This is a genomic window from Arthrobacter sp. P1_B11 (genome assembly GCF_056406715.1).
Map to the genome: position 1 here is coordinate 223044 of NZ_JBFTZQ010000002.1, position 22177 is coordinate 245220.

Sequence of the window (22177 nt, forward strand, 5' to 3'; positions counted from 1 at the left end):
CGGTCAGCCCTTGACGTAAGGGATGCCGCTGGCGGCCGGGGGCCGGGAACGGCCGACCAGGCCGGCCACCGCCAAAACGGTCACGAGATACGGCAGCATGGCCATGAACTGGCTGGGGACCGGGGTGCCGATGATGGTCACAATGCTTTGCAGGTTGTCTGCGAAGCCGAACAGCAGGGCCGCGAAGAACGCGCCAATCGGGTTCCAGCGTCCGAAGATCAGGGCTGCCAAGGCAATAAACCCGCGCCCGCCGGAAATCTCCTTGGTGAAGCTGTCGATCGCCACCAGCGTGAAGAACGAACCTCCGATGCCGGCGATGGCACCGCCCAGTGTGACGTTCCAGAACCGTGTGGCGTTCACCCGGATGCCCATGGTATCCGCGGCCTGCGGGTGTTCCCCGACGGCACGGACGCGCAGGCCCCATTTGGTCTTGAACAGTCCGATCCACACCACGATCACCGCGATGTACATCAGGTAGCCCACCAGGGACTGCTTGAAGAGGATGGGCCCGAGCACGGGAATGCCGGACAGCACGGGGATGTCGATGATCGGGAGCCGCCCCGGAGAATTGAACGTCGCCTTGTCAGCCTGCATCACTGTGCTGAACAGGAAGCCGGTGACGCCGGAGACCAGGACGTTCAGGACCACGCCCACAATGATCTGGTTCACGAGGTATTTGATGCTGAACAGCGCCAGCACCATGGAGACGACGGCGCCTGCCACCGCTGCTGCCAGCAGTCCGATGAACGGGTTCCTGGTCATGCTGGCCACCATGGCTGCCGTGAAGGCCCCGCCCAGCAGCTGGCCTTCGATCGCGATGTTCACGACGCCCACCCGCTCGCACAGCACTCCGGAGAGCGAGCCGAACACGAGGGGAACCGCCAGCGTCACGGAGCCGGCGATGAGGCCGGCAAGGGAGATGCTCGGGGTGCGGGCACCGCCCACCACCCAGATGAGGAAGGCAGCGACGAAGAGGACGATGAAGGCGATGGGCAGCCAGCGGGGTGCAGCCTGGTCCTTCGTCTTGAGGTAAACGGCGTAGCCGGCCAGGCCCAGCATGATGACCGACAGCACGATGCCGCCCAGAAAGCCCGGGACCTCCAGCGCGGGCAGCTGGAAGAAATCCCCGCTGGAGGACAGGCCGAACCGTGCCGTCTGGTTGGGTCCCATAAGGCCAAAGAAGATGAAGGCCACGATGCCCAGTGCCGACAAGAGGACGGGAACCTTCCAGGTCACCGGCTTCTCAGACGTTGCCTGCTGGCGCTCTTCAGCCCGCGGCGGGGTTCCCGCCTGCGGTTTTCCCGGTTGGGGCGAGGTTGCTGTTGTGCTCATGCTGCACCTCCCGTGGTGGCTGCGGTCTTGGACTTGCCGGCGGTTACCGGCTTCTTGCGCCGCGGGTTCAGCCCGAACACTGCCCGCACCAGCGGCGGAGCCGCGATGAAGAGAACGATCAGCGACTGGACCACCAGGACGATGTCGATCGGCGTTCCGGTCTGGATCTGCATCTGGACCGCTCCGGCGCGGAAGGCGCCGAACAGCAGGCCGGCAGCGAACGTCCCCCACGGCGTCGAACGTCCCAGGAGTGCCACGGTGATGGCGTCAAAGCCGTACGTGGCGGCGACGCCGTCGGTGAGGACCTTTTCCGTGCCGGCTACCTGCGCCACGCCGGAGAGGCCTGCGAGGGCGCCGGCAATGGCCATTACCAGAATCGTTGAGCGGGAGACATTGATGCCCGCGGTCTGCGCTGCCTTGGGGTTGGCGCCGACCGCCCGGAACTCGAAGCCCACGGTGGAGCGGTTCAGGAGCCACCACACGAAGACCGTGATGGCGATGGCCAGGAGGAAGCCGAGGTGGAGCCGGTACTGGCTGCCGAAGATCTGCGGGTAGACGGCGCTGGGGTCCAGGATCGGGGAGATGGGGTTGGACTCCCCCGGCCGCCGGAACGCGGGGGTGTTGAGCAGATACCTCAGCAGGTACAGCGCGATGTAGTTGAACATGATGGTGAGGATGACCTCGTGGGCTCCGGTCCGGGCCTTGAGGTAACCCACCAGTCCGCCCCAGAAGGCACCGCCGATGATGCCGGCCACGAGGACCAGCAGCAGGTGCAGGCCCACCGGGAGGTGCAGGGCGAAACCGGTCCATGCCGCCAGGATGCCGGCAATGATGATCTGGCCCTGGGCGCCGATGTTGAACAGCCCGGCGCGGAAGGCCAGGGCCACGCCCAGGCCGGCGGTGATCAGGGGCGTGGCGATGGTGAGTGTTTCCATGAGCGGGGCGAACTGCCCGCCTATGCCTCCTCCGCGCGGATTGAACACCGAGCCCTGGAACAGTGCCACATATGAACGAGTGGCGGCGTTCCAGACCGCCGACAGGAAGTCGGTGGGACGTGCCAGCAGATAGCTTGCCGTGGCGCCGACCTGCTTGTCGGTGAGCGCGATCAGCAGGCCGCCGAGGATCAGGGCGAGCAGGACGGCCAGGACCGATACGGTGCCGCTGCCGGTGAAGATCCTGCGGACGAGTGTTTCCGGGCCGCCTGGGATCTTGCCGCTCTGGGCGGTGGCCGGAACGGCGGAGGGTCCCATGGCTCCGCCGGCAGTGTCCAGTGACACGACGGCGGCGGTCTCCTCGTCCGCGGGCTTCGGCGCATGGTGCCTGTCCGCGTGGGGCTTGTCTGTGTGCGGCCTGCCGGCGTCGTGCTTGTCAGCGGCGTGCTTGTCGGTGTGGTGCTTGTCGGTGTCGTGCTTGTCAGCTTCGTGTTTGTCAGCGTCGGGGCCCGAGGGATTGCCGTCGGGGTGGTGTGGCTGGGTCTGGTCAGTCATGGTCGCCTCCTTCGGCGCGGGAGGCGGACGTCGGCGTAGGGCTGTTGCCGAGGGCTGGGCTGTTGCCGGGTACCGGGTCGTTTCCTAGGGCGGGGTCGCGGTGGTGGAGCTTGTCCGCGTGTGCCTCATCGGGTGAAAGTCCCGCCATCATGAGCCCCAGGACGTCGCGCCCTGTTCCCGCGGGGACGATTCCTACGAGCTTGCCCTTGTAAAGCACGGCGATCCTGTCCGCGAGCTCCATGACTTCATCAAGTTCGGTGGAGACGATCATGACCGGGGTGCCGGTGTCTCGTTCGGCCACGATGCGGCGGTGCAGGAATTCGATGGAGCCGACGTCCACACCGCGGGTGGGCTGCGAGGCGATAAACAGCCGCAGCGGCCGCGAGAGCTCCCGGGCCATCACCACTTTCTGCTGGTTGCCGCCCGACAGCGTTCCGGCAGCGGCTGCGGCGGACGGTGTGCGGACATCGAATTCGCCGATCCGGGAGTTGGCGTTCTCCAGGACCTTGGCCGGGCTCATGCTGATGCCCCTGGCGAAGGGAGCTTTGTCATACAGGTCGAGGACCAGGTTTTCGGCCACGGAGAATGTGCCCACCAGGCCGTCAACCTTGCGGTCTTCAGGCACGAAGCCGACGCCGGCATCCAGCACGTCCTTGACGCTGCGCCCCACGAGTTCCTTGCCGTCGAGCAGGATCGAGCCACTGACCCGCTCCTGCAGGCCAAGGATCGCCTCGGTGAGCTCGGTCTGCCCGTTGCCCTGGACACCGGCGACGGCGAGGATTTCGCCACGGGCGATGCTGAAGCTGATGCCGTCCACGGTGTGGTGGCCGTTCGGCGCGACCACGGTCAGGTCTTTGACCTCGAAGGTGGTCTCCTGCGGCTGCGCGGGGGCCTTGTCCAGGGTGAGGTTCACGGCGCGCCCCACCATCATGGACGCCAGTTCCGTGGTTGAGGCACCGGAATCCGCGGATCCGACCACCTGGCCGCGGCGGATCACGGTGATGATGTCCGAAACGGCTTTGACCTCACGCAGCTTGTGCGAAATGAAGACGATGGAGGTGCCGCCGCCCTTGAGCTGGCGCATGATGTCCAGCAGCTCGTCGGTCTCCTGGGGCGTCAGCACCGCCGTCGGTTCATCCAGAATCAGTACTCTGGCGTCCCGCACGAGTGCCTTAATGATTTCCACGCGCTGCTGGACGCCCACCGGGAGGTCCTCCACGAGGGCGTCGGGGTCGACGTCGAACCCGTAGCGGTCCGAGATCTCCTGGATTTTGCGGCGGGTGTCCTCCAGGTTCAGGAAGCCGCCTGCCTTGGTGGATTCGGCGCCGAGCGCCACGTTTTCGGCGACCGTGAACACGGGCACCAGCATGAAGTGCTGGTGCACCATGCCGATGCCGGCAGCCATGGCGTCTCCGGGGCCGCGGAAGCTGACGGGCTCGTCGTCGATGAGGATTTCGCCGTCGGTGGGCTCGTACAGCCCGTAAAGAACGTTCATCAGGGTGGACTTGCCGGCCCCGTTTTCGCCCAGCAGACAGTGGATCTGTCCGGGTTCAACAACCACATCTATGTGATCATTGGCGAGCAGGGAGCCGAAGCGCTTGGTGATCCCCTTGAGTTCAAGTTTCAAAACTCTGACCAATCTCGTTGCGTCCGGTAGTGAAGGCCGGACGGGATATGTGGCTGCAGCACCAGCCTAGTGCCTGCAGTCATGGGTTGAGCGGGTACGCCCAACGAAAAGCGCCACCTCCCGTGCAGTCAATGACCATCCGGGCGGTGGCGCTTAGCGGAGGAAGTTACGCCTTGGGGCTGGCTGCGGACTCAACCTTCAGCTTGCCGTCCACAATGTCCTTCTTGATCTGGTCCAGCTCGGACTTCACGTCGGCGGGGACGGCCGAATCGAAGTCGTGGAACGGGGCCAGCTGCACGCCGTCGTTCGCGAGCGTGCCGACATACGGCTCGCTGGTGAACTTGCCGTCCTTGTCTTCCTTCACGACGGTCTCAACGGCGGAGCCCATCTGCTTCATGACGGACGACAGCATGATGTCCTTGTAGTCGGGGGCGGTGAGGAAGCCGTCGGAGTCAACCCAGATGAGCTTGACGTCCTTGCCTGCGGCCTTTGCTTCCTTCAGCGCAGCGCCGGCGCCCTTGCCCACCGGGCCGGCCACGGGCATGACAATGTCCGCGCCCTGGTCCAGGAAGTTCTGGGTCAGCTGCTTTCCCTTGTCCTGCTTTTCGAAGTCGTCGGTAAAGCTGCCGTCCTGCTTGGCCTTGTCCCAGCCGAGAAGCTTGACACTCTTGCCCTTCTTCTCGTTGTAGTACTTCACGCCGTCGGCGTAGCCGTCCATGAAGATCGTGACGGTGGGGAGCTTGATGCCGCCGAAGGTGGCGACGGTGCCGGTCTTCGTGGAGGCGGCGGCGAGGTAGCCGGCCATGAATGCAGCCTGCGCCGTGTCATAGATGATCGGCTTGACGTTGGCGATCGGCTTGTCGTACCCGACGTCGATGATGGCGAAGTGCTTGTCAGCGTTAGCCGCGGCCTGAGCCTTCGTGGCGTCACCGAGGAGGAAGCCGACCGTGATGGTCAGGTTGCAGCCTGCCGAGACCATGGCGCGAAGGTTGGGCTCGAAGTCGTTGTTGGTCTTGGACTCGACCTGGTTGACCTTGATGCCAAGGTCCTTCTCGGACTTTTTGAGCCCTTCGTAGGACGACTGGTTGAACGACTGGTCATCGAATCCGCCGGAGTCGGACACGATGCAGCCGGTGTAGTCGCTGGCCGTGGCAGACGGACTGCCCGCTTGGGGTGCCGGGCCGCAGCCGGTCAGAAGCAGGGCCGCCGCACCAACGGAAGCCACGCCGGCGAGTGAACCGCGCTTGACGTTTGCACGCAGTGAGATCTTCAAATTTCCTCCAGGAAGAACGAGATAGGCGCCACGACGGAGATTCAATGAGTGTCCGTTTCTAATGCTCCACACTGAAATTCTGTTTTCACTGATGGTTTCGCAGCACTGCGCCGAAGCGCACTTATGAAGCCACTGTAGTGGCCTGCGCCACGTCCGGATAACACATCCGAGGCGAAAAATGAAGATTGTTGAGAACTTGTTACCTATGAGTAGCCCGCCGGTGTGCACGCACTCCGTCGGAGCGTCCCGCAGTGGTTGGGCTCGCGCTTTCGGAGCTAGATCCGCACCAGCATCTTTCCGGTGTTGCCGCCGTCGAGGAGATCCATGAACGCCTGCGGAGCGTTCTCGAGACCGTCCACCACCGTCTCGTCATACCTGACGGTGCCGTTTGCCAGCCAGCCGGACATCCGCTCGGCGAACTCCGCCGCATGCTGCCTCTGGCCGCCCACGAGGAAGCCGCGCAGCGTCAGCTGTTTTCCGATGGCCACCGCAAGGTTCCGGGGAGCGGCGGTCGGTTCCGTGGCGTTGTACTGCGCGATGGCGCCGCACAGGGCAACCCTGCCCCCGACGTTGAGGACGGACAGCGCAGCTTCGAGGTGGTCCCCGCCCACGTTGTCGAAGTACACATCGATCCCGCCCTCGCCGGCAGCTTCCCTCAGCTGGTCCCGGACCGGCGCATCACGGTAATTGAACGCCGCGTCAAAGCCGAGCTCTAGCAGGCGTGCAACTTTTTCCGGGCTTCCCGCACTGCCGATCACCCGGGAGGCGCCCATGGCCTTTGCGATCTGACCCACCAGCGAGCCCACGGCGCCGGCGGCGCCGGAGACGAATACGGCATCCCCCGCCTTGAACTCGGCAACCTTCAGCAGTCCGGCGTACGCCGTGAGCCCGGTCATGCCGAGCGCACCAAGGAACGCGGATGCCGGTGCCAGCTCCGTGCGCGCGGGAGTCGTTGCGCCGGCGTCCAGCACGGCGTACTCCCGCCAGCCCAGTGGATGTACGACGGCGTCCCCCACCTTGCGGTCTTCGGCCCTGGACGCGATCACCTCACCCACCGCCCCGCCGTCGAGCGCTTTATCAAGGGCAAACGGCGGTGAGTAGGACTTGACGTCGTTCATCCGGCCGCGCATGTACGGATCAACCGAGATGAACAGGTTGCGGACCAGGACCTGGCCGTCCTGAAGCTCGGGAAGCGGCGTTTCAGCCAGGCGGAAGTTCTCCGGAACCGGACGTCCCACCGGGCGGGATGCCAGCTGGATCTCACGGGTGGTGACGGGCAGAGCCCGCTCGTCGTTGGTGCTCATGCTGCAAACTCCACCAGGGTCAGGGCCACGTCCATGTTGCCGCGGGTCACGTTCGAATAGGGGCAGATCCGGTGGGCCTTTTCCATGAGCGATTCGGCTGCGGCGCGGTCCAGGGCGGGCAGGGCGACCTCGAGTTCGGCGGCCAGGCCGTAGCCTTCACCGCCGTCGAGGGCACCGAAGTGGATCTTCGCCGCAACGGCGGAGTCAGTGAGATCGGCCCGTTCCTTGCGGCCGACGACGCGGAGGGCAGAGTGGAAGCAGGCAGCATAGCCGGCGGCGAAGAGCTGCTCCGGGTTGGTGCCCTCGCCGCTTCCGCCGAGCTCCACCGGACTGGCCAGGTTCACGTCGAGCCTGCCGTCCTTGGAGCGGGCTGAGCCGTCGCGGCCCTCGCCTGAAGCGAGTGCCTCGGCAGTGTAAAGAGTCTTCAAAGTAGTTCCGTTCTGGTCGTTTCGGAGACGGTGGTCTTGGGTGTCAGCGCGAGTCATGGAGGGCAGCGGTGAGCTTGCCGAGAGTTTCCCGGAGTTGATCCAGCTCATCGGGAGTCAGGCCGGCAGCCTCCGCGAGGCGCTGGGGAATGCGGGAGGCCCTGCTGCTGAGCGCCCGGCCCGTGTCGCTGAGGTGGACGGCGACACGGCGCTCATCCTCGGCAGAGCGCCGCCGTTCCACGAGCCCGAGGGCTTCGAGCCGCTTGAGCAGGGGTGAGAGCGTGCCGGAGTCCAGGCCCAGCTCCTCCCCCAGTTCCCGCACGCCGCGCGGTTCGTTTTCCCACAGCACCAGCATCACGAGGTACTGCGGGTAGGTCAGGCCCAGCTCGTCCAGCAGGGGACGGTAGACGGCGGTGGCGGCACGGGACGCCGAGTAGAGCGCAAAGCACACCTGGCGGTCAAGGCGGGGGGCGTTGGTCATGGACACAACGTTAGCCCACAATTCAATTGTGCACAACTTACCTAGGCCAGGAAGAGCGCGAACGAACATTCGGGGCCCTCGCAAAGGGGCTGAAGTGTTCGTTCGCGCTCGTCCGACGGTGTTAGAGGTCGCGGATGGTGCGGAGGGCTGCCGCGGTCAGGACCTGGATGCCGTAGCCGAGGGCCCGCTCGTCGAGGATGTAGTCGCCGCGGTGGAGGTCGTACTCCTCGCCGCCGGGGGTCTTGGTACCCAGGCGCATCATGGCACCGGGCAGCTCGGCGAGGAACCAGGCGAAGTCCTCACCTCCCATGGACTGAGGGGTCAGGACCACGGCGCCTTCGCCGATCTCCGCCCGCGCCGCAGCTTCAATGAGCGCAGTCTCGTGCTCCGAGTTCACCACCGGCGGCACACCGCGGGTGTGTTCCAGGTGCACTTCCACGCCGTAGGGCGCAGCAACCTGCTGCACCACTTCGTCGAGCAGCTCGCCGGCGCTGTGCCAGGCGTCCCTGTCGAGGCAGCGCATGGTGCCGGCCATGTAGCCGGTGCCCGGAATGGCGTTAGGCGCCGAGCCCGCGTTGATCTGGCCCCAAACAACCGACACGCCGCTGCGGACGTCCACCCGGCGCGAAAGGACGGCCGGAACGTTCACGGCGATCTGGGCCAGCGCGAAAACGAGGTCCTCCGTCAGATGCGGGCGCGAGGTGTGGCCGCCGCGGCCGCTCAGCTCGATCTTGATGGTGTCCGAGGCGGACGTGATGGCACCGATGCGCGTGCCGATCTTGCCGACGTTGATGCGCGGGTCACAGTGCAGCGCCAGGATGCGCGGCACGCCCTCCAGGACACCCTGCTCGATGCAGGAGTGGGCGCCACCCGGCATCGTCTCCTCGGCGGGCTGGAAGATGATCCGGACCGTGCCGCCCAGCGGCGATTCCAGGTGCATGCGGTGCAGCACCAAGGCGATGCCCAGCATGGTGGTGGTGTGGATGTCGTGTCCGCAGGCGTGTGTCACACCGTGGTTCTTCGAGGCGAACGGCAGGCCGGTTTCCTCGATGATCGGCAGCGCGTCGATGTCGCCGCGCAGCGCGGTGGCGATGGGGCCCTCGCCGACGTCCACGGTTAGGCCTGTGCCGTCGAGGCGGCGCGGCTCCAGCCCGGCCTCTTCGAGACGTTCCACGAGCTTGTCCGTTGTCCGGAACTCCTTGAACGACAGCTCGGGGTGCGCATGCAGGTCCCGCCGGAAATCGATCAGTTCCGGCAGCAGCGGCTCGAGCCACGGCCCCACCAGTGCGGTGGGCTCAGCTTCAGTAGTGTAATTGCGCACACCACAACTCTAGCGAGGGCCGAAAGAATAGCGGCATCGCCTTCGCCGCGTTACGGATATCCCGACCATGTCGAAGTTCCAGGGGACGTCGAAGTCCTGAAAGGACCGGAAAACTAGAGGACGTCGAAGTCGCCGCTGGCCTTAAGGGCGTTCACAGCCTGCTTCACCCGCTGGGCATGCTGCTTGGTGGTAACCAGCAGCGCATCCGGCGTATCCACGATGACCACGTCCTTGATCCCGATCAGCGCAATGACGCGCTTGGTGTCCGAGACCACCACGCCGCTGGCGTTTTCGGTGAAGACGCGCGCGCCCTCGCCGATGACCGTGACCTCGTCCACTTCCTTGGCGCTGTTGAGCCGTCCCACCGAGGCGAAGTCACCGACGTCGTCCCAGCGGAAGGTTCCGGGCACGACGGCGACGTCCCCGGCTGCCGCCGCAGGCTCGGCGACCGCGTAGTCGATGGCGATCTTGGGCAGGGTGGGCCAGACGCGGGCAGTGACTTCGTCGCGGTTGGGTGTGTCCCACGCCTCGGCGATTTCCTGCAAACCGTTGAACAGTTCCGGCTGGTTCGCTTCCAGGTGCTTGAGCATGAGGGAGACGGGCGCCACGAACATGCCGGCGTTCCAGACGTACTCGCCGCTGTCGACGTACTGCTGGGCGACTTCCTCATCCGGTTTTTCAACGAACTCCACCACCGCCCGCGCGCTGGGCGCGCCGGGGATGTGCAGGGATACGCCGGAGCGGATGTAGCCAAAGCCTGTGGACGGGTGCGTGGGCTTGATGCCGATCGTGACGATCTTGCCGGCCGCGGCGGTGTGGATCGCTTCCCGAACTGTGTCCTGGAAGAGGTCGTCCGGGCTGATCACGTGGTCCGCGGCGAAAGAGCCCATGATGATGTCCGGGTCCCGCTGGTGCAGGATGGCCGCCGCCAGGCCGATGGCGGCACCGGAGTCTTTGGGCTCGCTTTCGAGCACGAGGTCACCGTCCTCGACCTCAGGCAGCTGACGGCACACAGCCGCCCGGTGAGCGTTTCCGGTGACGACCAGGACCCGGTTGCCCGCAAGGGGCTCGAGCCGGTCGTAGGTTGCACGCAGGAGCGTGCTCCCCGAGCCGGTGAGGTCGTGAAGAAATTTGGGAGCTGCTGCACGTGACAGAGGCCAGAGGCGGGTCCCCACACCGCCTGCAGGAATCACAGCTATAAAGCGGCTGATGGGTGAATCCTGGCTTGTCACTTTGTCTTTACTCATCACGCTCTACTTTAGCCGACGACCCCAAAGTGGCCCTTGCGGCGGCACCGGCGGGGCGGACACACTTGGAACCGGATGTGGCGTTCGTCTCATAAAACGCCAAAAACCGTACAGTACGTGGGCGCCAAGGACGCCCTGAATTGAATAAGCTGTGAGCGAAGCCTAGATTTAGGCCTGAGCTACGAGTGCTCTCGCAGCAGGCGTTCCCCCCGCGTGGATCCCACGCCAGCGCCGCTGTGTTGCAGGGAGGTTTATTCAGTGCCGACGAAACCAGCTGGCACCTTGTACCGCGGCCGTGAAGGCATGTGGTCCTGGGTTGGACACCGCATTACCGGTGTTGTGATCTTTTTCTTCTTGTTGGTCCATGTGCTGGACACCTCCCTTGTGAGGGTGTCGCCGGAGGCCTACACCGCAGTGATCGGTGCCTACAAGAACCCGCTGATGGCCCTGGGTGAAACGGGCCTCGTCGCAGCGATCGTATTCCACGCCTTTAACGGCCTGCGGATCATCGCCGTCGACTTCTGGAAGAAGGGTGCCAAGTACCAGCGCCAGATGCTCTGGGTTGTGCTGGGCCTCTGGATCGTCACCATGGTCGCCTTCGCCATCCGCCACCTGTCCCTCGCACTCGGAGGTCACTAAGCCATGACTGCAACGCAGATCCAGTCCCCGCGCAGCGGAAATAACAGCGGCAAAGACAGCAGCGGCAAGATTGGCCCGCAGTACCGCCGCAGCGGCAGCTCCCGCGGCAACTTCGAAATGCTGGGGTGGCTGTTCATGCGGCTCTCCGGCGTGGTGCTGGTTGTCCTGATTTTCGGCCACCTCACCGTGAACCTGCTGGTGGGCGAAGGCATCCACGCCATCGACTTCGGCTTCGTGGCCGGAAAGTGGGCAGACCCGTTCTGGCAGGTCTGGGACCTCGCAATGCTCTGGCTCGCCATGTTGCACGGCACCAACGGTGTGCGGACCATCATCAACGACTACGCCGAGAACAACTCCACCCGCCTCTGGCTGAAGATCGTCCTCTACGCGGCCACCACGGTCATCATCATCCTTGGCACGCTGGTCATCTTCACCTTCAACCCGTGCCCGGTGGTGGACGGCGTCCAGCTCCCCGGTGGTTTCTGCCCGGCGTAGCGAGCTGCGGCTGCCCGCCCCGACCGGCGGGCATCACTTTGCGGAGCAGGCCTCAGCCCGCCCGTTGTTTTATTGCGAATTTTGAGAGAAAGAGCGTCTGGTATGCAGGTCCATAAGTACGACGTCGTCATCGTCGGTGCCGGTGGCGCTGGCATGCGCGCCGCGATCGAATCCGGTCAGCGCGCGCGAACAGCAGTACTGACCAAGCTCTACCCCACCCGCTCCCACACGGGTGCGGCGCAGGGCGGCATGTGTGCGGCATTGGCCAACGTCGAAGAAGACAACTGGGAATGGCACACGTTCGACACCATCAAGGGCGGCGACTACCTGGTTGACCAGGACGCCGCCGAAGTCATGGCCAAGGAAGCCATCGACGCCGTGCTGGACCTGGAAAAGATGGGTCTGCCGTTCAACCGCACGCCCGAGGGCCGGATCGACCAGCGCCGCTTCGGCGGCCACACCCGCGACCACGGCAAGGCTCCCGTCCGCCGCGCCTGCTACGCAGCCGACCGCACGGGCCACATGATCCTGCAGACGCTGTACCAAAACTGCGTCAAGCACAACGTCGAGTTCTACAACGAGTACTACGTCCTGGACCTCCTCACCGTTGAGGAAGACGCCGTGCGCGAGGACGGCACGCCGTTCAAGCAGAAGCGTGTTGCCGGCGTCGTGTCCTACGACCTCGCGTCCGGTGAGCTGCACGTGTTCCAGGCCAAGTCCGTGGTGTTCGCCTCCGGCGGCGCCGGCAAGGTCTTCAAGACCACGTCCAACGCCCACACCCTTACCGGCGACGGCATGGGCATCGCGTTCCGCCGCGGCATCCCCCTGGAGGACATGGAGTTCTTCCAGTTCCACCCGACCGGCCTTGCCGGCCTGGGCATCCTGCTTTCCGAGGCCGCACGTGGCGAGGGCGCCATCCTGCGTAACTCCGAAGGTGAGCGCTTCATGGAGCGCTACGCCCCCACCATCAAGGACCTTGCACCCCGCGACATCGTGGCCCGCTCCATGGCCAACGAAGTCCGTGAAGGCCGCGGCTGCGGACCGAACAAGGACTACGTCCTCCTGGACCTGACGCACCTTGAGCCCGCCCACATCGACGCCAAGCTGCCGGACATCACCGAGTTCGCCCGCACATACCTTGGTGTGGAGCCCTACACGGAGCCGGTCCCCGTCTTCCCCACGGCCCACTACGCCATGGGCGGCATCCCCACGAACATCACCACCGAGGTCCTCCAGGACAACGACACCGTGGTTCCGGGCCTGTACGCCGCCGGCGAGGTGGCCTGCGTTTCGGTCCACGGCTCCAACCGCCTCGGCACCAACTCCCTGCTGGACATCAACGTGTTCGGCAAGCGGGCAGGCATCGCCGCTGCGGAATACGCCAAGACGGCCGACTTCGTGGAGCTCCCGGAGGACCCGGAGGCCTACACCCTGCAGCTCCTCGACATCGCCCGCAACGGCACCGGCGACGAAAAGGTGGCCGTGATCCGCAAGGAACTCCAGGACACCATGGACGCCAACATGCAGGTGTTCCGCACGGCCGACACCCTCAACCAGGTCCTGAAGGACATCGCGTCCTTCGAAGAGCGCTACACGCGCATCAACGTCCAGGACAAGGGCAAGCGCTTCAACCTGGACCTCCTGGAGGCCGTTGAACTCGGCTTCCTGCTGGAGCTGGCCAAGGTCATGACGGTTGCTGCCCTGCACCGCGAGGAATCCCGCGGCGGCCACTTCCGCGAGGACTTCCCCGAGCGTGACGACGAAAAATTCATGAAGCACTCCATGGCGTACAAGGACGAGCACGCTCCCGCGGACGGTTCCGCCGAGAGCATCGCCGGAATTCGGCTTGGCACCAAGCCGGTTGTATTTACGCGCTACGAGCCGATGGTGAGGAAGTACTAATATGTCCGCTGAACTTGCTGAGCCAGCCTCAAAGATTGAACTGCCCGCCGGCGTTGGCGGCGGCGGGGAAATCCCCACGTTCGACATCACGCTGCGCGTGCGCCGCTACAACCCCGAGGTTTCCGAGGAAGCCCGCTGGGACGACTTCAAGCTGACCATGTACGGCACGGACCGCGTGCTGGATGCCCTGCACAAGATCAAGTGGGAAGTGGACGGCAGCGTCTCCTTCCGCCGCTCCTGCGCGCACGGCGTCTGCGGTTCCGATGCCATGCGCATCAACGGCCGCAACCGTCTTGCCTGCAAGACGCTCCTGAAGGACCTGGATACGTCCAAGCCCATCACGGTTGAACCCATCAAGGGCCTGCCGGTGGAGAAGGACCTGATCGTGGACATGGAGCCGTTCTTCCAGTCCTTCCGCGAAGTCATGCCGTTCCTGATCAACAAGGGCCACGAGCCCACCAAGGAACGCCTGCAGTCCGCCGAGGACCGTGAGCGCTTCGACGACACCACCAAGTGCATTCTGTGCGCCGCTTGCACCTCGTCCTGCCCCGTGTTCTGGACGGACGGCCAGTACTTCGGCCCCGCGGCAATCGTCAACGCCCACCGCTTCATCTTCGATTCCCGCGATGATGCCGGAGACATGCGCCTGGAAATCCTGAACGACAAGGAAGGCGTGTGGCGCTGCCGCACCACCTTCAACTGCTCGGAAGCATGCCCGCGAGGCATCCAGGTCACGCAGGCGATTGCCGAAGTCAAGCAGGCAATTCTTTCCCGCAAGATCTAGTCAAGGTCAACGCGGACGACGGCGTCTCTCACCATGCGCGGCAAGCGTGCGGTGAGTGGCGCCGTCGTCGTTTAACGACAACCACCGCAACCTCTCCGCCGTCACCAAGGGGCCTCATGTCACGTTCCGAGAAAATCACCTTTGAAGGGTCCACCGGCGAGATGCTCTCCGGGATCGTCGACCTGCCCGAAGGGCCCGTCAAGGGCTGGGGGGTGTTTTCGCACGGCTTCACACTGGGCAAGGACAGTCCCGCGGCGTCGCGGATGTGTAAGGCGCTGGCGGACAACGGGATCGGCATGCTCCGCTTCGACAACCTGGGCCTGGGCGACTCGGCCGGCTTGTGGTCCGAGGGATCCTTCAGCCACAAGGTGGCCGACACTGTCCGAGCTGCAGAGTACATGCGCGCCGAAGGCCGGCCGGTCTCCCTCCTGGTGGGCCACTCGTTTGGCGGCGCCGCCGTCCTTGCCGCCGCCTCCGAAATTCCGGAGCTCGACGCTGTGGCCACTGTTGGGGCGCCGTTTTCACCCAAGCACGTGGCCCATGTCTTCGACGCCGCCCTGGACAAGATCCTCAGCGAAGGCAGTGCGGAGGTGGACCTCGGCGGCAAGCGCGTGGAGATCCGCAGGCACTTCGTGGAGGACCTCGAAAACGCCGACCTTACCGACTGCATCAAGCGGCTGCACAGGCCCCTGATGGTCCTGCACTCCCCCACGGACAACACCGTGGGCATTGAAAACGCCAGCACAATCTTCCAGACGGCACGCCATCCTAGGAACTTTGTCTCCCTTGAGGGCAGCGATCACCTGCTGACGGGCAAGGGACAGGCGGCCCGGGCAGCGAAGATTATCGCGGCGTGGGCCGATCAGTACCTCGACGCCGGGCACTGACTGCCACCGGGCGCGGGTGCTCGGCCGCGTGGTGCCGCTCCACGGGGGTTTTCCCAGGTTGCACCTGCCGTGACCCCCAGCCCGTCTGCCTGGCCGCCGGCGCGGCCTTCAGGTCCTCTTCGCGGATCGCTGACCAGGAAGCGGCCACGAGGTAGACCCGGCTGACCAGGTTGAACCAGATGAGCAGCCCCACGATGATCGCAAAGGGCGCCAGGATGGGATTGCGCCCGGCGCCGGCCAGGAGTTCGGTGCTGAAGACCTGCAGGATGGCGGTGCCCACACCGGCGAGGATGGTCCCTTCCAGCAAGGCCCGCCGGGACAGCTTCAGGCCGCCGGCCAGGCGGAACATGATGAGCGCCGTGATCCAGCTGAGCACCAGCGGCACGGCGATTTTTATCACGGTTGCGAGCGGGACGGCCACGGCGCGGTCCAGCTTGAGCAGCCCGATCACCCAGCCGGCCGCGGTGCCAAAGACCAGCGACGCACCCGAGCTGATCACCAGGGCCAGGCCGAGCAGGAGCAGCGTGCCGGCGTCGTGCAGTTTCAGGACCACGGGGTTGAGCTTCAGCGGACGCAGCATCATAACGCCGCGCAGGCCCTCGCGCAGGCCGGCGATCCAGCCCAGCGAGGTGATGACCGTAACGACGGCTGCGATGACCGCGGTCCAGCCCAGCCCGTCAGGGTTGAGGAGATCCTTGGGGTCCACCAGGCCCTCGCCGCCATTGACCTTCAGGAGGCCCGGCGCGCTTTCTGCCACGCTGGCGATGATGCGGTCAAGCAGGGCCGGCTGGCCCCGGAGCGCAAGGCCCGCAACGGAGAACCCGGTGGTCAGCAGGCCCGTAATGGAGAAGAACATGTTGAAGCCGATGCCGGCGCTCATGAGCGGACCGTGCTGAAGGTTGTAGTGCTGGAAGGCGCGCATGGGCCGCAAGGCGTTCAGCCGGGCCATCAGCCACTGGATCATGGCCAAGAGCTGGGGCACAGTTCCCTTGCCCGACCGGCGCACCTTGCCCCACTCAACCTTTTTGCGGATGACCTCCAGCTTTAGGCGGGCACGTTCAGTGGGAAGCGGCTGCTCCGCCGGCGTCTGCGGCTCGGAGTTGCTCTCGTTCGTCGTCAGGTTCGGTGCCAAAGTCAAGCTCTTCCCGTAGCTGCCAAATACCGTCGGCATCGTGCTCGTAAAGTCCCATGCTAACCACGGGGAAGGTCGCCCTGTAGTTCTTCAGTACCGTTTCGGCCTCGTCCAGGCTTTCCGGCGCCACATCGTGGGCAATGGTCACATGGGGGTGGTAGCCGAAAGGCAGGTCGCGTGCCAGAGGGCCCGTCTGCAGTTTTTCGTGCAGTTCGACGCACTCCCCGAAACCCTCTTCCACGTTGATGAAGACCACCGGGGAAACCGGGCGGAAGGACCCTGTGCCGGCGATCGTGACCATGAACGGCGCCTGGGTACGGGCGATCTTGCGGACATGTTCCCGCGCGGCCTCCCAGTCATGGGTGGGCGTGGTGGTGACGAGCGTGATGTGCGCCGGAATGACCGTGGCCATGGGGTCCCCGAAGGATGCCCGCCATCGCTGCAGTTCCTCGGCGATTCCAGGCGGGAAGCCCAGAATGACCCCGAGGCTCATTCCATCGCCGACTCTCCTGTTGGCAGGCATCGGTTTAGCGGGCTCCGGCGTACGGAAGGAAGCCGACCTTGGCATAGACGTCCTGCAGGGTGGCTGCGGCGATTTCACGCGCCTTGTCCGCCCCGTGGGCGAGGAGCCGGTCCAGCTCGGCGGGATCGGCCAGCAGTTCGTTGGCGCGGCTGCGGATCGGCGTGAGGTGCTCCGTCACCACCTCGGCAAGGTCCACCTTGAGGTGACCGTACATCTTGCCCTCGTACGCCGCGACCAGCTGCTCAACGCTCTGGCCGGTGATCACCGAGTAGATGGTCAGCAGGTTGGAGATGCCCGGCTTGGTTTCGCGGTCGAAACGGATCTCGGTCTCGGCGTCCGTCACGGCCGACTTGATCCGCTTGGCGGTGACCTTGGGATCGTCGAGCAGGTTGATCAAGCCGGCAGGCGACTCGGCGGACTTGGACATCTTGGCGGTGGGATGCTGTAGATCGTAGATCTTGGCAGAATCCTTCTGGATGAAGGGCTTGGGTACTGTGAACGTCTCGCCAAAGCGGGTGTTGAACCGGGCGGCGAGGTCGCGGCTGAGTTCCACGTGCTGGCGCTGGTCCTCGCCCACAGGCACGCCGTGAGGCTGGTAGAGCAGGATGTCCGCGGCCTGGAGGATGGGGTAGGTGAACAGCCCCACGCTGGCATGGTCCGAGCCCTGCTTCTGCGCCTTGTCCTTGAACTGCGTCATGCGGGACGCCTCACCGAAGCCTGTAATGCAGTTCAGGACCCATCCGAGCTGCGCGTGTTCCGGCACCTGCGACTGGACGAACAGAGTGCACTTTTCAACGTCCACTCCGCCGGCGATGTACTGGGCGGCAGTCACGCGCGTGCGGCGGGCCAGTTCGGCAGGATCCTGCGGGACGGTGATGGCGTGCAGGTCCGGGATGAAGAAAATGGCATCGTACTCATCCTGCATCCGCACCCAGTTCACGAGGGCGCCGAGGTAGTTACCGAGGTGCAGCGAGTCGGCGGAGGGCTGCATTCCGGACAGGATGCGGTGCCGGAGTCCGGTGCCGGGCACGGTCCCGGCATCCTGTTGGAGGACGGGGATGGCAGCTGGCTGCCCTGATGCTGCGGCGTCGGTCACGATTGGGGTGGAGGTCATTCGTCGGAGGCCTTAAAACTAGAGCCGGTAGTCCACTACCAGCGGTGCATGGTCAGAGAAACGTGTGTCCCACGAGGGCGCCCGGTCCACGACCGCCGAGACAGCTGCGGCGGCGAGGGTGGGGGTGGCCATGTGGTAATCGATGCGCCAGCCTGAGTCGTTGTCAAAGGCCTGGCCACGTTGGGACCACCAGGTGTAGGGGCCGTTGACGGTACCCGCCAGGCCCCTGTGAACATCCTTCCAGCCGATTTCCTCGCCGAAGAAGCGGTCAAAGTAGGCACGCTCCTGCGGAAGGAAGCCGGCACGTTTGACATTGCCCTTCCAGTTTTTGATGTCCAGTTCCGTGTGGCCAACGTTGAGGTCGCCCGTGACCAGGGCGTGGTCGCTGTGCTTGGAGAGCTCGGGCAAACGGGTGGACATGACGTCCAGGAAACGGTACTTGTCCACCTGCTTTGGCGTGTCCGCCTCACCGGAGTGGACGTATGCACTCGCCACGGTCAGCTGGGCGGGTTTGCCCGCAGTGTCAGTGACGCGGAAGTCGGCTTCCACCCAGCGGCCGGCCAGCGCGAAGTAGTCGTCACCGATGTGCGTGCGGGTGGCGAGCGGTTCGTCACGCGAAGCGATCGCAACGCCCGCGCGTCCCTTAGCCTCGGCTTCGGCGTGCAGAATGTGCCAGCCCTCGCCCAGCAGCTTGTGGACTATGGCGTCCGGGGCACGGACTTCCTGCAGGGTCAGGATGTCCACCTCGCGCTCCGCCAGCCACTCCGCCATGCCCTTCTTGTAGGCAGCACGAAGGCCGTTGACGTTGACTGTTGCGATGCGAAGGTGGTCCTTCTTCAATGCCGAGCTCACCCGTTCCACTCTAGTCGATGATGGTTCCGGTAACCGGCTCACCGGGGCCGCCGGAGGACTTGATCATGTCGCGGGCGTTGGTGGCAGTGATCTCGATGGTTTCCAGGGCGCGGCGGATGGTGTCCTGGTCCGCGGCGGCGCCCTTGGCCCGCTCCTGCTCCACAACGCGCACCTGCACCTGCACAATCTTGAAGGAGTGATCCAGCTTCATGTCCCGGATTTCTTCGGCTTCGCCGCGTTCACCCACCAGGCGGGTGCCGCCCTGGTCCGTGGATACCCGTGACGGAGCCCGGCCGGCGGCCGCGTTGAAGGCGTTCTGCGCTTCGCTGAACTTCGCTCCGGCCTTCTTGGCCGCCCTCTGGATGCTGAAAACCACGAATGAGGCAAGCAGTAGCCAGAACAGCGCGATGACAGCCACGATCCAGCCCACGACGTCGTTCTGGTTGGCCGCGAAAATGACGGCCACCAGGAAGGCCGTGATCAGAACCAGCAGGCCGGGACCGCTGATGCGGAACATGGAAAATCCGCCCTTGGTCGGGTGGGAGGAAGACTTGGAGCTGCCCAGTGATTGCATGCAGTTATTGTCTCAAACCCGCGGACCCTGCCAGCAACGCTTCCACCCCGGGCGAACAGCACCGGCTGGCAGCACCGGCGGACGGCTACTTGAGGAACAGGCTCCTGAGCCTGCCGGTGGTCAGCGCGAGCCCGAGCACGATCATCACCAGGTAGTAGCCGATGTGGACGGCCGTCGCGGGCGTGAAAGCCCCCGCGCTGATCTGCCGCAGCAGCTCAACGCCGTGCCAGAGAGGCATGGCCTGGATCAGCCACTGGATGTACTGCGGGTAGACGCTGAGCGGATAGAACGTGGCGCTGAACAGGAACATGGGAAGCATGATGAAGTTGATCCAGTCCATCTGCTGGAAGGTCTTCATGAAGCTCGTGATGCCCATGCCGAAGCTGGCGAAGCCGAAGGCGACGAGAACCGAGGCGGGGATCATCAGGAGGGCCCATGGCGTGGTGATGAGGCCCATGACGCCCATCACTGCGGTGAACCCCGTGGCGTACAGCAGTCCGCGCAGCAGCGCCAGGAAAATCTCCCCCATGGCAACATCCAGCGGCCCCAGCGACGTGTAGAGCATCCCCTGGTAGAGCTTGGCGAAGTTCATCTTGAAAAAGACGTTCCAGGTGGAGTCGTACACGGCCCCGTTCATGGCCGAGACTGCCAGGAGGGCAGGCGCGATGTACGCCGCGTAGCTGATTTCCTGGCCACCCGGGCCCTGGACGGTTCCCACCACGGCGCCCATGCCGACGCCCATGGAGAGCAGGAACAGCACGGGCTCGAAGAACCCGGACAGCATGACCATCCAGTTGCTGCTTTTGGTGGCCATCAGGCCGCGTCCGATCACCGCCTTGGCGTTGCGTGAATACAGCGGCCCGAAGCGCCTGTTACGCGCTTCTTCGGTGACGCCGTGGCCCTGGGTCAGGATTGTCACTGCCCCATCCTCCTGGCGAATTGGCGCTTGGTGAGGACCCAGCCAAGCCAGGCGAGTCCGAGCAGGAAGGCAATGTGGATGATGGTGAGCACGGGCGATTCCTCATAGCCGTAGCTCACGACCCGGCCAAGCTCCGTCCCGTGCCAGATGGGCGAAATCCAACCGACCCAGCGGACCGCAACGGGCAGCGTGTCCAGCGGAAAGAACGTCCCGGAGAACAGGAACAACGGCATCACGATGAACCTCATGACCATGGCAAACTGGCCTTTGTCTTCCTTGATGGTGGCGGCGTAGGCCATCAGCGGGAGCCCGAAGGCCAGGCCCGCAAGCGTGGCCACGAGGATGGAGACCCAGCCCCAGCCGCTCGGCGAGGCGCCGAAGAGCGCCACGATCACGAAGTAAATGGCGGACTGGAGGAAGAAGCGCACGGTCACGGCGATGATCTGCCCGCCCGCGATCTGCTCGGGGGTGAGCGGCGAGGCGTGGGGCCCGAAGTAGACCCGCCGCCATTTGAAGCCGTCCATCACAGGGAACGTGAATTCGGTGGCGGCGGTCATGACGGCGGCCGAGATGAGGAGCGCCGGCGCGATGAAGGTTATGTAGCTCACGCCGCCGAACGCCGCAGCGCCGCCGGTGTCCACGAGTGTGGCCAGGCCGACGCCCATGGCGAACAGGTAGGCCGCGGGCTGCCCCACGCTGTACAGGAAGATAGACCAGCCGTAGCCCTTCATCACCCGCAGGACCTGCTCGGCGTAGTAGAACGCGCCCCAGCGCCTTGCTTTGGCGGCCGAAACCTCCGGTGAGTGGGCCCGCAAAGGAGGTACCGACGTCGGGCGCTCCTTGACTTCGTCTGCGAACGACGGCTCAGTCAACGAGGCTCCTGCCCGTCAGCCGGAGGAAAACGTCCTCCAGCGAGGACCTGCGCACCAGCGAGGTGAGCGGGCGGAGGCCGCGGGCGGAGACTTCCTCGAGGGCCGCTTCACCGTCGTGGGTGTAGATGAGGACGCGGTCCGGGAGGGTCTCCAGCCGTTCGCCGATTCCCTCCAGTTCCGCGCCGACGCTGGCGTTGCGCTCGGAGCCGAACCGCAGTTCCAGGACCTCGCGGGTGGAGTAGTCCCGGATCAGGCTGGCGGGCGACCCCTCGGCCATGATCCGGCCTTTGTCCACCACGATGAGCCGGTCGCAGAGCTGCTCCGCTTCGTCCATGTAGTGGGTGGTGAGGATCAGGGTGACGCCCTGTTCCTTGAGCCGGAACAGCCGGTCCCAGAGGATGTGCCGGGCCTGCGGGTCAAGGCCCGTGGTGGGTTCGTCAAGGAGCAGGATGCGGGGCTCGTTGATGAGCGAACGTGCAATCGTCAGCCGCCGCTTCATGCCGCCGGACAGCGCGTCCACCTTGGACTTGGCCTTGTCCGTCAGCTGGGCGAATTCGAGGAGCTCGTCCGCTTTGGGCCTAAGGTAGCTAATCGGCAGCCCAAAATAGCGGCCGTAGACCAGCAGGTTGTCACGGACCCTGAGTTCCTCATCCAGGTTGTCCTGCTGCGGCACGACGCCCAGGTGCGCGCGGACCTCCGGCCCGTGCTGTTCCGGGTCCAGGCCCATGATTGTCAGGCTTCCGGAGGTGCGCTGGGCCACCCCGCCGATCATCTTCATGGTGGTGGATTTCCCTGCACCGTTGGGCCCCAGCAGTCCGAAGGACTCCCCCGCCGGAACGCTGAAGGAAATGCCGTCGACGGCGGTGACGTCGCCATAGGTCTTGGTTAGGTTTTCCGCGGTGATGACGTACGGCCGTGCGGCTGACCCGGATTCGTGGGCGGACCCGGCTTCTTCGGTGGACACAGGTTTTTCAGACGTTTCTTCGG

At 65.0% G+C, this 22177-nt stretch carries 22 protein-coding genes; 5 read left to right on the forward strand and 17 right to left on the reverse strand.

The features are described 5' to 3' along the window. Nucleotides 1-3: 3 nt before the first annotated feature. The 9 genes from AC1D14_RS03155 to AC1D14_RS03195 all read right to left on the reverse strand — a co-directional run bounded on the left by AC1D14_RS03155 (nucleotide 4) and on the right by AC1D14_RS03195 (nucleotide 10497). Nucleotides 4-1332: an ABC transporter permease gene (locus AC1D14_RS03155; protein ID WP_230117128.1), complete on the reverse strand. Its 1329-nt coding sequence runs from the start codon at nucleotides 1330-1332 to the stop codon at nucleotides 4-6. Beyond that, the gene (locus AC1D14_RS03160; protein WP_230117127.1) at nucleotides 1329-2819 is read right to left on the reverse strand and encodes an ABC transporter permease; all 1491 of its coding nucleotides are present in this window, start codon (nucleotides 2817-2819) and stop codon (nucleotides 1329-1331) included. The genes AC1D14_RS03155 and AC1D14_RS03160 overlap by 4 nt, the downstream gene beginning before the upstream one ends. Continuing rightward, a complete protein-coding gene (locus AC1D14_RS03165) occupies nucleotides 2812-4446 on the reverse strand; it encodes an ABC transporter ATP-binding protein (RefSeq protein ID WP_230117126.1) in 1635 nt (544 codons plus the stop codon). Before AC1D14_RS03165 ends, AC1D14_RS03160 begins: the two co-directional genes overlap by 8 nt. A gap of 166 nt (nucleotides 4447-4612) precedes the next feature. Continuing rightward, complete coding sequence (locus tag AC1D14_RS03170; protein WP_230117125.1) at nucleotides 4613-5719, reverse strand: BMP family lipoprotein; 1107 nt, start codon at nucleotides 5717-5719, stop codon at nucleotides 4613-4615. Nucleotides 5720-5994: 275 nt separating this feature from the next. Continuing rightward, entirely contained in the window at nucleotides 5995-7023 is a 1029-nt protein-coding gene (locus tag AC1D14_RS03175) for an NADP-dependent oxidoreductase (protein ID WP_230117124.1), read from the reverse strand. Then, the gene (locus AC1D14_RS03180) at nucleotides 7020-7451 is read right to left on the reverse strand and encodes an organic hydroperoxide resistance protein (protein ID WP_230117123.1); all 432 of its coding nucleotides are present in this window, start codon (nucleotides 7449-7451) and stop codon (nucleotides 7020-7022) included. Before AC1D14_RS03180 ends, AC1D14_RS03175 begins: the two co-directional genes overlap by 4 nt. Before the next feature lie 43 nt (nucleotides 7452-7494). Further along, nucleotides 7495-7929 (reverse strand): MarR family winged helix-turn-helix transcriptional regulator, encoded by a 435-nt coding sequence (locus AC1D14_RS03185; protein WP_230117122.1) that lies wholly within the window; start codon nucleotides 7927-7929, stop codon nucleotides 7495-7497. A gap of 121 nt (nucleotides 7930-8050) precedes the next feature. After that, the gene (locus tag AC1D14_RS03190) at nucleotides 8051-9250 is read right to left on the reverse strand and encodes an amidohydrolase (RefSeq protein WP_230117121.1); all 1200 of its coding nucleotides are present in this window, start codon (nucleotides 9248-9250) and stop codon (nucleotides 8051-8053) included. A gap of 113 nt (nucleotides 9251-9363) precedes the next feature. Next, the gene (locus AC1D14_RS03195) at nucleotides 9364-10497 is read right to left on the reverse strand and encodes a mannose-1-phosphate guanylyltransferase (protein WP_230117120.1); all 1134 of its coding nucleotides are present in this window, start codon (nucleotides 10495-10497) and stop codon (nucleotides 9364-9366) included. Nucleotides 10498-10755: 258 nt separating this feature from the next. Between AC1D14_RS03195 and sdhC the strand changes: the two genes are divergently transcribed. The 5 genes from sdhC (at nucleotide 10756) to AC1D14_RS03220 (ending at nucleotide 15204) form a co-directional block, all read left to right on the forward strand. Further along, nucleotides 10756-11136, forward strand: a complete 381-nt coding sequence (sdhC, locus tag AC1D14_RS03200; RefSeq protein WP_214973516.1) for a succinate dehydrogenase, cytochrome b556 subunit — start codon at nucleotides 10756-10758, stop codon at nucleotides 11134-11136. 3 nt (nucleotides 11137-11139) lie between these two features. Continuing rightward, nucleotides 11140-11631 carry a succinate dehydrogenase hydrophobic membrane anchor subunit gene (locus tag AC1D14_RS03205; RefSeq protein WP_476968046.1) on the forward strand — a complete coding sequence of 164 codons (492 nt, stop codon included), beginning with the start codon at nucleotides 11140-11142 and terminating at the stop codon, nucleotides 11629-11631. A gap of 102 nt (nucleotides 11632-11733) precedes the next feature. Continuing rightward, nucleotides 11734-13533: a succinate dehydrogenase flavoprotein subunit gene (sdhA, locus tag AC1D14_RS03210; RefSeq protein ID WP_230117118.1), complete on the forward strand. Its 1800-nt coding sequence runs from the start codon at nucleotides 11734-11736 to the stop codon at nucleotides 13531-13533. Nucleotide 13534: 1 nt separating this feature from the next. Beyond that, nucleotides 13535-14317 carry a succinate dehydrogenase iron-sulfur subunit gene (locus AC1D14_RS03215; protein WP_205654223.1) on the forward strand — a complete coding sequence of 261 codons (783 nt, stop codon included), beginning with the start codon at nucleotides 13535-13537 and terminating at the stop codon, nucleotides 14315-14317. 116 nt (nucleotides 14318-14433) lie between these two features. After that, nucleotides 14434-15204: an alpha/beta hydrolase family protein gene (locus AC1D14_RS03220; RefSeq protein ID WP_476874985.1), complete on the forward strand. Its 771-nt coding sequence runs from the start codon at nucleotides 14434-14436 to the stop codon at nucleotides 15202-15204. On the opposite strand, the gene AC1D14_RS03225 is transcribed toward AC1D14_RS03220, so the two are convergent. The 8 genes from AC1D14_RS03225 to AC1D14_RS03260 all read right to left on the reverse strand — a co-directional run bounded on the left by AC1D14_RS03225 (nucleotide 15161) and on the right by AC1D14_RS03260 (nucleotide 22154). Further along, nucleotides 15161-16336, reverse strand: a complete 1176-nt coding sequence (locus AC1D14_RS03225) for a YihY/virulence factor BrkB family protein (RefSeq protein ID WP_476875025.1) — start codon at nucleotides 16334-16336, stop codon at nucleotides 15161-15163. The two genes, AC1D14_RS03220 and AC1D14_RS03225, sit on opposite strands and share 44 nt — an antisense overlap. Continuing rightward, nucleotides 16263-16859 (reverse strand): 2'-5' RNA ligase family protein, encoded by a 597-nt coding sequence (locus AC1D14_RS03230; RefSeq protein ID WP_230117116.1) that lies wholly within the window; start codon nucleotides 16857-16859, stop codon nucleotides 16263-16265. Before AC1D14_RS03230 ends, AC1D14_RS03225 begins: the two co-directional genes overlap by 74 nt. A 4-nt stretch (nucleotides 16860-16863) precedes the next feature. After that, nucleotides 16864-17973, reverse strand: a complete 1110-nt coding sequence (gene trpS / locus AC1D14_RS03235) for a tryptophan--tRNA ligase (RefSeq protein ID WP_290369702.1) — start codon at nucleotides 17971-17973, stop codon at nucleotides 16864-16866. A gap of 18 nt (nucleotides 17974-17991) precedes the next feature. Next, the gene (locus tag AC1D14_RS03240; RefSeq protein ID WP_230117115.1) at nucleotides 17992-18825 is read right to left on the reverse strand and encodes an exodeoxyribonuclease III; all 834 of its coding nucleotides are present in this window, start codon (nucleotides 18823-18825) and stop codon (nucleotides 17992-17994) included. 10 nt (nucleotides 18826-18835) lie between these two features. Further along, nucleotides 18836-19399 (reverse strand): hypothetical protein, encoded by a 564-nt coding sequence (locus AC1D14_RS03245; protein ID WP_230117114.1) that lies wholly within the window; start codon nucleotides 19397-19399, stop codon nucleotides 18836-18838. 85 nt (nucleotides 19400-19484) lie between these two features. After that, nucleotides 19485-20318: an ABC transporter permease gene (locus AC1D14_RS03250; protein ID WP_230117113.1), complete on the reverse strand. Its 834-nt coding sequence runs from the start codon at nucleotides 20316-20318 to the stop codon at nucleotides 19485-19487. After that, nucleotides 20315-21190: an ABC transporter permease gene (locus AC1D14_RS03255; RefSeq protein ID WP_230117112.1), complete on the reverse strand. Its 876-nt coding sequence runs from the start codon at nucleotides 21188-21190 to the stop codon at nucleotides 20315-20317. Before AC1D14_RS03255 ends, AC1D14_RS03250 begins: the two co-directional genes overlap by 4 nt. Beyond that, nucleotides 21183-22154, reverse strand: coding sequence for an ABC transporter ATP-binding protein (locus AC1D14_RS03260; RefSeq protein ID WP_230117187.1), 972 nt, complete (start codon nucleotides 22152-22154; stop codon nucleotides 21183-21185). Before AC1D14_RS03260 ends, AC1D14_RS03255 begins: the two co-directional genes overlap by 8 nt. Nucleotides 22155-22177: the final 23 nt, after the last annotated feature.

What these genes read in the sequence shown, in the direction of transcription:
- AC1D14_RS03155 (WP_230117128.1), bottom strand. Translation starts at nt 1,332, where the DNA reads ATGAGCACAACAGCAACCTCGCCCCAACCGGGAAAACCGCAGGCGGGA.
- AC1D14_RS03160 (WP_230117127.1), bottom strand. Translation starts at nt 2,819, where the DNA reads ATGACTGACCAGACCCAGCCACACCACCCCGACGGCAATCCCTCGGGC.
- AC1D14_RS03175 (WP_230117124.1), bottom strand. Translation starts at nt 7,023, where the DNA reads ATGAGCACCAACGACGAGCGGGCTCTGCCCGTCACCACCCGTGAGATC.
- AC1D14_RS03185 (WP_230117122.1), bottom strand. Translation starts at nt 7,929, where the DNA reads ATGACCAACGCCCCCCGCCTTGACCGCCAGGTGTGCTTTGCGCTCTAC.
- AC1D14_RS03195 (WP_230117120.1), bottom strand. Translation starts at nt 10,497, where the DNA reads ATGAGTAAAGACAAAGTGACAAGCCAGGATTCACCCATCAGCCGCTTT.
- AC1D14_RS03205 (WP_476968046.1), top strand. Translation starts at nt 11,140, where the DNA reads ATGACTGCAACGCAGATCCAGTCCCCGCGCAGCGGAAATAACAGCGGC.
- sdhA (WP_230117118.1), top strand. Translation starts at nt 11,734, where the DNA reads ATGCAGGTCCATAAGTACGACGTCGTCATCGTCGGTGCCGGTGGCGCT.
- AC1D14_RS03215 (WP_205654223.1), top strand. Translation starts at nt 13,535, where the DNA reads ATGTCCGCTGAACTTGCTGAGCCAGCCTCAAAGATTGAACTGCCCGCC.
- AC1D14_RS03220 (WP_476874985.1), top strand. Translation starts at nt 14,434, where the DNA reads ATGTCACGTTCCGAGAAAATCACCTTTGAAGGGTCCACCGGCGAGATG.
- AC1D14_RS03230 (WP_230117116.1), bottom strand. Translation starts at nt 16,859, where the DNA reads ATGCCTGCCAACAGGAGAGTCGGCGATGGAATGAGCCTCGGGGTCATT.
- trpS (WP_290369702.1), bottom strand. Translation starts at nt 17,973, where the DNA reads ATGACCTCCACCCCAATCGTGACCGACGCCGCAGCATCAGGGCAGCCA.
- AC1D14_RS03245 (WP_230117114.1), bottom strand. Translation starts at nt 19,399, where the DNA reads ATGCAATCACTGGGCAGCTCCAAGTCTTCCTCCCACCCGACCAAGGGC.